10 protein-coding genes are annotated in these 9,758 nt (G+C 71.1%); 4 read left to right on the plus strand and 6 right to left on the minus strand.

The genetic code is table 11. The features are described from left to right. Window positions 1-229: 229 nt before the first annotated feature. The gene (locus DDE23_RS10790; protein WP_107753600.1) at window positions 230-1,585 is read left to right on the plus strand and encodes an MATE family efflux transporter; all 1,356 of its coding nucleotides are present in this window, start codon (window positions 230-232) and stop codon (window positions 1,583-1,585) included. Beyond that, on the plus strand, window positions 1,582-1,998 hold the full coding sequence (locus DDE23_RS10795; protein ID WP_107753602.1) for a glyoxalase superfamily protein: 417 nt from the start codon (window positions 1,582-1,584) through the stop codon (window positions 1,996-1,998). Before DDE23_RS10790 ends, DDE23_RS10795 begins: the two co-directional genes overlap by 4 nt. Here DDE23_RS10795 and DDE23_RS10800 read toward each other — a convergent pair whose 3' ends face one another. Continuing rightward, on the minus strand, window positions 1,999-2,391 hold the full coding sequence (locus tag DDE23_RS10800) for a rhodanese-like domain-containing protein (protein WP_107753603.1): 393 nt from the start codon (window positions 2,389-2,391) through the stop codon (window positions 1,999-2,001). It lies immediately after the preceding gene. A 137-nt stretch (window positions 2,392-2,528) separates the two neighbouring features. Between DDE23_RS10800 and DDE23_RS10805 the strand changes: the two genes are divergently transcribed. Both DDE23_RS10805 and DDE23_RS10810 read left to right on the plus strand, forming a co-directional pair. Further along, window positions 2,529-3,227 carry an SGNH/GDSL hydrolase family protein gene (locus DDE23_RS10805; RefSeq protein ID WP_107753605.1) on the plus strand — a complete coding sequence of 233 codons (699 nt, stop codon included), beginning with the start codon at window positions 2,529-2,531 and terminating at the stop codon, window positions 3,225-3,227. 66 nt (window positions 3,228-3,293) lie between these two features. Further along, on the plus strand, window positions 3,294-3,620 hold the full coding sequence (locus tag DDE23_RS10810; RefSeq protein WP_107753607.1) for a hypothetical protein: 327 nt from the start codon (window positions 3,294-3,296) through the stop codon (window positions 3,618-3,620). A 136-nt stretch (window positions 3,621-3,756) separates the two neighbouring features. On the opposite strand, the gene DDE23_RS10815 is transcribed toward DDE23_RS10810, so the two are convergent. The 5 genes from DDE23_RS10815 to DDE23_RS10835 are packed head-to-tail and all read right to left on the minus strand — an operon-like array spanning window position 3,757 to window position 9,755. Further along, window positions 3,757-5,826, minus strand: coding sequence for a methyl-accepting chemotaxis protein (locus tag DDE23_RS10815; protein ID WP_107753609.1), 2,070 nt, complete (start codon window positions 5,824-5,826; stop codon window positions 3,757-3,759). A 60-nt stretch (window positions 5,827-5,886) separates the two neighbouring features. Then, a complete protein-coding gene (locus DDE23_RS10820; RefSeq protein ID WP_107753611.1) occupies window positions 5,887-7,242 on the minus strand; it encodes a tetratricopeptide repeat protein in 1,356 nt (451 codons plus the stop codon). Next, entirely contained in the window at window positions 7,239-8,042 is an 804-nt protein-coding gene (locus tag DDE23_RS10825; protein WP_107753614.1) for an alpha/beta fold hydrolase, read from the minus strand. Before DDE23_RS10825 ends, DDE23_RS10820 begins: the two co-directional genes overlap by 4 nt. After that, the gene (locus DDE23_RS10830; RefSeq protein ID WP_107753616.1) at window positions 8,042-9,043 is read right to left on the minus strand and encodes a P1 family peptidase; all 1,002 of its coding nucleotides are present in this window, start codon (window positions 9,041-9,043) and stop codon (window positions 8,042-8,044) included. The genes DDE23_RS10825 and DDE23_RS10830 overlap by 1 nt, the downstream gene beginning before the upstream one ends. Then, entirely contained in the window at window positions 9,027-9,755 is a 729-nt protein-coding gene (locus tag DDE23_RS10835; RefSeq protein ID WP_107753618.1) for a glucose 1-dehydrogenase, read from the minus strand. Before DDE23_RS10835 ends, DDE23_RS10830 begins: the two co-directional genes overlap by 17 nt. Window positions 9,756-9,758 lie beyond the last annotated feature (3 nt).

A 9,758-nucleotide genomic window follows, 5' to 3' on the forward strand; every position in this document is an offset into this window, starting at 1 on the left:
CCCGGACGCTGACCTCGTGCGTCCGGGGGGTTTCTTTTTACCCGGATAAAATACTTGACGGCGGCGCCCGGCGGGCGTAGCGGGGCGGCACGGTGTCGGGCACCGGCCGCCTGCGGACGCAAGTCACGGTGAAGCCCGAAAGACGGATGATCCTCACCCTCGATGCCTGTCGACGGTGGGCAATGCAGGCGCCCATCACGGTTGACAGGCCTCAGCGGAGGAAGGGCCGATGCCGTCCCGTCTTGCACCCGAGAACCGGTTTCTGTCGCAGCCGATCACTCGGCTGTTCTGGGCCAATGCCCTGCCGATGATCCTCATCATGATGATGAGCGGCCTGTTGTCGCTGGTCGATGCGCTGTTCCTCGGCCGCTTCGTCGGCACCGGGGCGCTGACCGCGGTCAGCGTCGTCTTTCCGGTCACCATGCTGACCATCGCCTTTGCCACGCTGGTCAGCGGCGGGATGTCCAGCCTGCTGGCCCGCGATCTGGGCGCGGCCGAGGCCCGGGCCGCAGGCGCGGTCTTTGCCCGCGCCCATGGGCTGGCGCTGCTGCTGGCGCTGGGCCTCATCGCCGCTTTCGCGCTGGCGGGCGGCTGGGTCACGGCGCGGCTGGCCGGGGGCGATCCGGCGATTGCCGGGATGGCCTGGACCTATCTGGCGATCACCCTGGGCGGGACGCCGGTGCAATTCTGGCTGGGCCTGCACGGCGATGCGATGCGCAACGAGGGGCGGGCCGGGTTGATGGCGCTGCTGTCGGTAGGCGTGACGCTGGCCAATATCGCGCTGAACTATCTGCTGATCGTGGAACTGGAAGGTGGCGTCGCGGGTTCGGCCTGGGGCACGATCGGCGCGCAGGCGCTGGGACTGGCGGCGCTGGTCGCGGTGCGCCTGCGCGGCGCGCTGCTGCCGCTCGCGGCGCTGAGGCGCTTCCCGTGGTGGGGCGGTTGGGGAGGCATCCTGACGCTGGGCGCGCCGATGAGCCTTGGCTTCACCGGGATCGCGCTGGTCTCGGCGCTGGTCATCAGCACGCTGCGCGCCACCTCGGGCGCGGATTACCCGGCGCTGGTTGCCGCCTATGGCATCGTCACCCGGCTGCTGGGCTTCACCTTCCTGCCGATCATGGCGCTGGGCCTCGCCACCCAGAGCATCGCCGGCAACAACGCAGGCGCCGGGCGGATGGACCGGGCGGGCGCGGCGCTGCGGCTGGCGCTGGCGGCCTCGGCCCTCTATTGCGGCGCGGTCGCGGCGCTGATGATCGGCGGCGGCGCGGTGCCGGGCGGGCTTTTCGTCACCGATCCCGCGGTCACCGGCCGTGTCGCGGGCATCCTGCGGCCGACCATGGCGCTTTACATCGTGCAGGGGCCGGTTCTGGTGCTGGCGATGTATTTCCAGGCGCTGGGGCTGGCCGGTCGCACGGCGCTGCTGACTCTGGCGCGGCCCTATCTGCTGATGCCGGTGCTGATCCCCGGGCTGGGCCTGACGCTGGGGGCGGGGGCGATCTGGTACGCCTTCCCGCTCGCCGACCTCTGCCTTGGCACGCTGGCGCTGATGCTCTGGTGGCGGGCCCGGGTGGAGGCCCCGGCATGACCGCGCTCGCCGAAGCCAAGGCGCAGGCCAGGGCCCTGCGTCGGGCGCTGGCCGACCAGGGCCGGGCGATCAGCCACGCCCAGGCGCTGGAGCTGGTCGCCCGCCAGGAGGGGGCCCGCGACTGGAACACGCTGCACGCCCGGCTGGCCGGGGCCGCGCCGCCGCCCTGGTCCCTCGGCCAGCGGGTCAGCGGCCGCTATCTGGGCCAGCGCTTCACCGGCCAGCTGACGGCCATGGCCCGGCGAGGCAGGGGCCATGCCGTGACAATCCGGCTGGACCATCCCATCGACACCGTGCGGTTCGAGAGTTTCTCGAACCTGCGCCGGGTCCTGCACGGGGTGATCGACGGGCAGGGGCTTTCGCCCCGGCGCACCTCGGACGGGGCGCCGCAGTTGGTCCTGCGGCCGGGCTGATCAGCCCTTGGCGGGTTTCTGGCCCACCGGGCCGCCCGCCGCCTTCCAGCCGCCGAAGCCGTCGGTGATGTGCATGACATGGGCCAGCCCCATCTCCTGCGCGACCTTGGCCGAGAGCGCCGAGCGCCAGCCCGAGGCACAATAGAACACGATCCGGTTGCCGGTCTGGAACTGCGGCTTGGCATAGGGGCTTTCCGGGTCGATCCAGAATTCCAGCATGCCGCGCGGGCAGTGAAAGGCCCCGGGGATCATCCCCTCGCGTTCCAGTTCGCGCGGGTCGCGCAGATCGACGAAGGTGACACCCTCGGTCCCGTGCAGCGCCAGCAGGTCGGCCGCCGGGGCGTGGTCGATCACCGCATTGGCCTCGGCCACCATGTCCTTGACGCGTTTCATGGCATTCCTCCTCAGTTCGGCGCAGCCAATCACGCGGGATGCGGCGAGGCAACCCGTCTGCTATCGCCGTAAACCGGCTGTTAGCCTTTCTGGCGCTTATGCTGGGGCGACATATCCGGTCATGGTGGTGTTTTGTCATGCTGACCTCGTTTCCCGTTCGCCTTGCCCTCTCGCCCGTCCTGCTGCCGCAGGCCGTCGCGGTGCGGCTGCGTGCCCTCGCGCTGCCGGAACCCTCGGGGCCGCGACAGGGGGTGACGGGACAGGGGCCGGTGCTGCGGCTGCTGGTGCTGGGCGATTCCTCGGCCGCCGGGGTCGGGGTCGGCGCGCAGGACGAGGCGCTGGCAGGGCGGCTGGTCGCCGATCTCGCCCGGGATTTCACCGTGCATTGGCGGCTGGAGGCGCGCACCGGCGCCACCTCGGCCCAGTCGCTGGAGCGGCTTTTGCAGCTCGACCTCGGCCGTATCGACGTGGCGGTGACGGCGCTGGGCGTGAATGACGTGACGCATCAGGTCTCGCCCGCGCGGTTCCGCGACCAGCAGCGCGCCATCGCCGCCTATCTGCTGCGCCACGGTGCGCAGCAGGTCTGGCGTACCGGCCTGCCGCCGATGGAGCGGTTCCCGCTGCTGCCCCGCCCCCTGCGCAACGTGCTGGGCGCGCAGGCCCGCAAGCTCGACCGCGTGCTCGAGGCGGAGTCGATCGTTCCCCTGCACCGTCTGCCCTTCGATCCCGCGCATCTGGACCCGGCCCTTCTGGCCCGCGACGGCTTCCACCCGGGGCCCGCGATCTATGCGGAATGGGCCCGCAAGCTCGCGCGGGAGATCCGGCTGCGGGCCTGAGTGGTCCGACGCTTCCGCCGGGCGCCGCTTCGCGCTATGAGGCGGCAGGCAAAGGTGCGAGGGATCATGGCCGAGAAATCGAAACGCCCGCAGAAGGTTTACACCCTCTTGGTCGAGGTCGGCCGCAGCAAGGACGACGGCCTGCCGCCGGGCAGCAGCGGGGCGGGGCTTCTGTGCTATGCCTCGGGCGTGGACGAAGCCGAAGCAGTGCGCGAGACGGTGGCGATCCTGAAACAGGCCGACCTCGCGCCGCTCGACGTGACCGGCTACGGCACGCTGGAAGAGCGGCTGGAGCAGGGCGACGAGATCGACCCCGAGGAACGCGCCCTGATGCAACGCGCGCTCGATGAGAACGCCGTGATCGTCGCGCAGATGACGCCCTTCGGCGCCTGACCCCCTGCCGCCGCTGCACGCCGTGGCTTCCATGGCGCCGGGGGGCGGGCGTGGCAGCCAGGGCTGGCCCGGTCCTGTCGGCGGCTCTCCTGCCATTGGCCGCGACGGCTGGCCGGGTGCGCGGGCATGAGCGGCCTCAGGCGGCGCGGGAACGCAGGGGGGCCGCCGGTCTGGAGGGCGCGGTTTCGGTCCGGAAGGCGGCGAGCAGGCTGCTGACGTCGGCGGATTGACCGTTCAGCGTCCCGATCAGGTCCGAATTCTCCTGCACCATGGCCGCGTTCTGCTGGGTTACCTGGTCAAGCGACAGCATCGCCGCCTTGATTTCGGCGATGCTCGAGGCCTGCGACACCGCTTCGTCGGCGATCTGTTCCATGGCGGAACTCGCGCCGGCGATCCCGTCGCCGATCTGCCGGAAGGAATGCGCCGCGACCTCGACCAGAGAGACGCCCTGCTGCACGATCTCGGTCGAGCGCTTGATCTGGTTGCGGATCTCGTTGGTGGTATCGGCCGAGCGCACGGCCAGCGCGCGCACCTCGCTGGCCACGACGGCAAAACCACGCCCGGATTCGCCCGCCCGCGCTGCCTCGACCCCGGCGTTGAGCGCCAGCAGATTGGTCTGGAAGGCGATGTCGTCGATCAGCGCCACCATGCGCGTCATCTCTTCCGAGGATTTGGCGATGCGCTGCATGACGGCGATCGCCTCGTCGACACGGCCCTGGCCCTCGGCCGCGTTGTTGCGCAGGCCGATCGCGGCCTCGCCCGCGCTTTTCGAGGCGCGCGCGGTTCCCGCCACCAGATCCGACAGCTGCGACAGGGCAGCGGTGGTCTGTTCCAGCGCGGCGGCCTGCGAGCCGGTGCGGCGCGACATGTCGTCGGTCGCGCGGTCGAGCTCGGCGCTGGAGGCGCGAAAGCCGCTGACGGCGCCGGCGACGCCGCCGATGGCTGTCCGCAGCCGCCCGACCGCGTCGTTGAAGCGCAGCCGCAGCCCGTCATATTCGGGCGGGAACTCGACGGCGATCTGGCAGTCGAGATCGCCCTGCGACAGACGCGCCAGCGCGGCATCGAGATGGTCGATCACCTGCTCGCGGTTGGCGCGGATCGCCTCGGCCACGCGCTGGTCGGCGGCGTTCAGCGTGTCGCGGGTGCGGTCGACCACGTCGAACATCTGCGCGAATTCGGCCGGCAGGCGCGCGCGTCGCGGGGGGATGTCGGCCCCGCGGCGGCCCAGCTGATCCATCGCGCTGCTCAGGTCGCGGAAATTGGTGCTGACCGAGCGGTTGACCAGATGCCCCAGAGCCGCGCTTCCGGTTATGGCCAGGATCGAGAGCGTCAGGAAACCGATAAAACTGGTCAATGACGCCTGCGAGCGAGCGGCGGCACGCGCACGCAGCCCTTCGGCGACGCGGGTTTCGACCTGGCGCAGTGCGTCGATCCAGGCGGTGGCTCGGCTGAACCATTCGGGTCCGCTGAGCCCGGGTACCGCGGCGCCCGGCCCGGCGGCAAGGATCGCGTCGCGGGCGGCCGCCACCCCGGCATCGCGCTGGAGCGCGGCGAAATCGACCCCCGCCAGCGCCCCGTCGAGTTCCTGCATCGCCAGCCGCAGCAGGGCGCCTTCGGTGGCGCCCCGTTCGATGAAGCTGCGGAACCCGGCCTGGGCAAAAGTCCCGGCCCCCAGACCGGTGGCCCCGACGGCGCGTTGCAGGCCGGCGGCCTCCTTCGCTTCGCTCAGGGCACCGAGGCCGGCACCGAGGCGCGTGATCTCAGGATCGCGTTGAAGCAGCAGCCGTTCCTCGGTCTGTTCGAGGATGGCGCGGATCGTCGCGGTGTATTGCGCCCCGGAATCCCCCGGTGCGACGGATTGGTTGTCGACCTGCGCGCGCAGGCCCGCCAGAGCGCCCAGCGCCGCGCGCGCAGCGCCGGGCACGGCCGGGGCCCGCGCGAGGATGCGGTCGGTCGCGGCCCGGGCGTCGGGCAGGGTGTCGCGGAAATTCGTGCCGCCGGACGACAGGAAACCGGCGCTCTGCCCGCGTTCGACCTGCAGATGGTGCACCAGATCGCCCAGCACGATCCCCTCGGCAACTGCCCGCTCGGTGTTGCTGGCATCGACATAGGCCTGCCATTTGCCAAGGGTCAGGGGACCGCTGACGGCGATCAGCGCAAGGAGCGGGATCGCGGCAAGGACCAGAACCTGATGGCGCAGCTTCATGACAAGCCTCCGAATCGTACGACCGTCCTTCTGACTAGCCGCGACTCGTGAATCCTTGGTTTAAGGCGCTCGGCCCGGCAGGCGCGCGCGGGCCCTCGCGGCCTCGCCGGGCAGGCCCAGCCCCTCGTAGACCTGCGCCAGTTGCCGGTTCAGGGGAATGCCGGTCGGATCATAGCCGCGGCGCAGTTCCAGCACCTGCTGCGCGGGAGACAACGCGCCCGCGCGGATCAGCGCATCGAGATGGATCTGCTCGAAGAAATCGCGCTGGGCGTGGGAGCCGCCGATCTCCTGCAGGCGGGGCAGGGCGCGGCCGAGATGCCGGGCGGCCAGCGCCGCCTCGCCCCGCGCATGGGCGGCAATGCCGCGGGCGGCGGGCAGCGCGACTTCCTCCCAGGCGAGGCGGTCATGGGCGGGCGTGGCGGCGCGGGCCTCGATGGCGCCGAGCAGCGTGGCGGCCTCGGGGCGCCGGGCGCGTTCCAGCGCGAAGAGATATTGCAGCGCCAGGAAGGGCGAGGTGGTGTCAGCGCCGCGTCTGGCGACGTGATCGGCCACGTCCTGCCAGCGCTCGCCCACGTCGATCCCGGCGAATTCCATCCGCGCCAGCAATGAGGCGGCGCCGATCTGGTCTTGCGAGTAATCCTTCTCGCGGCCCCAGACATGGCTGTCATAGACCGCCAGCGCATCGTCCTGCCGGTCGCGGCTGAGGTAAAACAGCGCGAGATGCCACCAATTATGGGTGTGCATGAAGGAATTGAGGTCGGCCCAATCGCCGGACACCGATTCGAGGAAGGCGATCCCTTCGTCCACCCGCCCCTGCGTCAGCATGACATGGGCCAGCGCGTGATGCGCCCAGGGGTCGGTCGGCTCGATCTCCAGCGCGCGGAGGGCGGCGGCTTCGGCCTCGGGCATCAGGTGGCATTGCTCGTAGCCGAAGGCGATCATGCCGTGCAGATAGGGGGTGTCCTCGGCGTGAGTGAGCGCGTGCAGGGCGATCCGCAGCATCCCCGCCGCATCGCCGAGGTTGAAGAGGTGGTATTGCCCCAGCTTTATCAGCGCGAGGTCGCCGGGCCATTGCCGCGCTGATTCCTCGGCCAGGCGGACCACCTGCGGGATATCGCCCGCGACCCAAGCCGCCAGAACCTGCGCATTGGCCTTTTCCCGAGGGTTGCCCGCGGCTTGCAGGGCGCGCTCGGCATAGGGGCGGGCCAGATCCGGGGCCATCGTCGATTCGAGGAACATGTAGAGCATCCCGGCATAGGCATTGCCGAGGCAGCTGCCCGGATGCTGCTCGATCAGGCCGAGGATGGTCACCGCCTGCGGTTGATACGCCAGGAACCCCTGGATGAAGGCGTCGATGGCGGCGATCAGCGCGGGGTCGGTGTCGGTGATCGGATTGCCGAGGTGGTCTTTGGTCATGGGGCGTCTCCGGTCAGCAAGGGGATCAGGGTGGCGAGCACGGCCTGCGGCGCGTCCCAATGCAGGGAATGGCCGCTGTCAGGGATCATCTCAACCCGCAGGTCGGGGATCGCGGCGAGGGCTGCGCGCGCGGCGCCCGGGGGGATCAGCAGGTCGTCGGCGGCCAGCAGGGCGAGCGTCGGGCAGCGCAGGGTCGCGGCGAGGGGGGCGGTATCGGCCCGCCCCAGCGCCGCCACCTGCGCGCGCATCTGCGCGGGGCGCTGGGCATGGGGATAGGCCAGCGACTGGGCGATGGCCGCGTCCAATTGGCCGGGGGCCTCGAAGAACCGGGGGTGGAACAGCCACGGCAGGAAGGCGCGCAGCCACAGGTCGGGCGGCTGGCCCTCGTCGCGCAGCCTGAGCATCAGGTCGAAAAGCGCGGCATTGCGGGCCATGACCATCGGGGCGCTGGCCAGAAGGGCGAGCCGGGACACGGCTTCGGGCGCCTCGGCCGCCATGGCGAGGGCGATCATCCCGCCCAGCGAATGCCCGGCCAGCGCCACGGGGCCGAGGTCCAGATGCCGGGCCAGAGCCAGCGCGTCCCCGGCCCAATGCGCCAGCGACAGAGGGGCATCGAGCGGCCTCGTGCGGCCGGTCGAGCGGTTGTCGGGGCGGATCACGGTGAAGCGCTGGGCCAGCGGCGCCACCAGCGGCCCCCAGCTGGCGCTGTCCGAGGCGGTGCCGGCGATCAGCATCAGGGGCGGGCCGTGACCGTCGATCTCGTAATGCAGCGTCACATCGGGCAGGGCGAGGGTCGGCATCAGCGCCTCCAGCAGGGCAGCAGGTCGCCGGGTTCCGGCCGGGCCTCGTAGATCGCGCGGGCGATGGCGCGGGACAGGCAGAGCGCGGCGGCGTGGCCGATCTCGGCCAGTTCGATATCCGAGGCGGGTTCGCCCGCGCCACTGGTCAGGGCAAAGACCAGATCGCCGTCATGCGTCGTATGCGCCGGGAGAACGGCGCGGGCGATGCCGTCATGGGCGGCGATGGCCAGGCGGTGGCATTGCGATTTGCTCAGCGCCCGGTCGGTGGCGACAATGGCGATAGTGGTGTTCGCCCGCTGCCCGAAAAGCGCCTTCGACTTCAGGGAGATGAGCGGCCCTCCGAGGCCCGAGGCCGGGTCGGGGCCAAGGCCGCCGAACTCGCCCCCGATCTCGAACGGGGCGGCCCAGAAATGGCCCGCGGGCGTGGTCACGCTGCCCACCGGATTGGCCGCGACCAGCGCGCCCACCGTCGTGCCGTCCCCCAGCACCAGCGAGGCCGATCCCAGCCCGCCCTTCTGCATCGCTGCCAGCGCCCCGGTGCCCGCGCCCTCGGTCCCCAGCGCGAAATCGGGCGCGGCAGCCTCCAGCGCCTGCCGGCCCAGCGCGCGGTAGGGGTTCTCGGCCCAGTCCTTGGCGCCGCCGTTCAGCAGGTCGAACAGGATCGCCCCCGGCACCAGCGGGATCAGCGCCGCGCCCAGTTGCAGGCCCCGGCCCGCGGCGCGCAGCCCCTCCGTCACGCCCGAACAGGCGTCGAGCCCGTAGGCCGAGCCGCCCGACAGAACCAGCGCATCGACGCCCGCGTTCGACTTGTCGGGCGCCAGCAGGTCCGTCTCCCGGGTGCCCGGCGCGCCGCCCATCACGGCGACGCTGGCCAGGAACGGCGCATCCCCGGTCAGCACCGTCACCCCCGATTTCAGGCCCGGGTCGGCGGCATTGCCGACCTTCAGCCCCGCCACATCGGTGATGAGGTTGCGCGGGCCGGGCCTATATGCAGCGGCCACCGTCAACCTCCATCGCCACCCCGGTAATCATCGAGGCCTCGTCCGAGCACAGGAACAGCGCGGCATTGCCCATGTCCTCGGCGGTCGAGAAGCGGCCAAGCGGGATGGTGGACAGGAATTTCGCCCGGATTTCCGGCGTGTCCTCGCCCATGAAGGATTTCAGCAGCGGCGTTTCCCCGGCCACCGGGTTCAGCGCGTTGACGCGGATGCCGGCGGGCGCCAGCTCTACCGCCAGCGCCTTGGTCGCGGTGATGACCCAGCCCTTCGAGGCGTTGTACCAGCTCAGCCGCGGGCGCGGCGAGACCCCGGCGGTCGAGGCGATGTTGAGGATGACGCCCGATTTCCGGGCCTTGAAACCGGGGACGAAAGCCTGCGTCGTCAGGTAGATGGCCTTCATGTTGACGGCGAAGATCCGGTCGAAATCGGCTTCCGGGACGTCTTCGGTCGCGGTGGGCAGATGGGTCACCCCGGCGTTGTTCACCACGATGTCGACAGCGCCCGCCTGATCGCGCAGCGCCTCGACCGCGGCACGGTCGGCCACGTTGCAGGCCACGCCCAGCCCGCCGATTTCCGCGGCCACCGCCCGCGCCGCCTCGCCGTTGATGTCGGCGACGATGACCCGCGCGCCCTCGGCCGCGAAGCGGCGGGCGATGCCCGCGCCGAAGCCCGAGCCCGCGCCGGTCACCACGGCAATCTTGTCCTGCAATCTCATGGC

It is taken from the genome of Pararhodobacter aggregans, from assembly GCF_003075525.1.
GTDB classification, from domain to species: Bacteria; Pseudomonadota; Alphaproteobacteria; order Rhodobacterales; family Rhodobacteraceae; genus Pararhodobacter; species Pararhodobacter aggregans.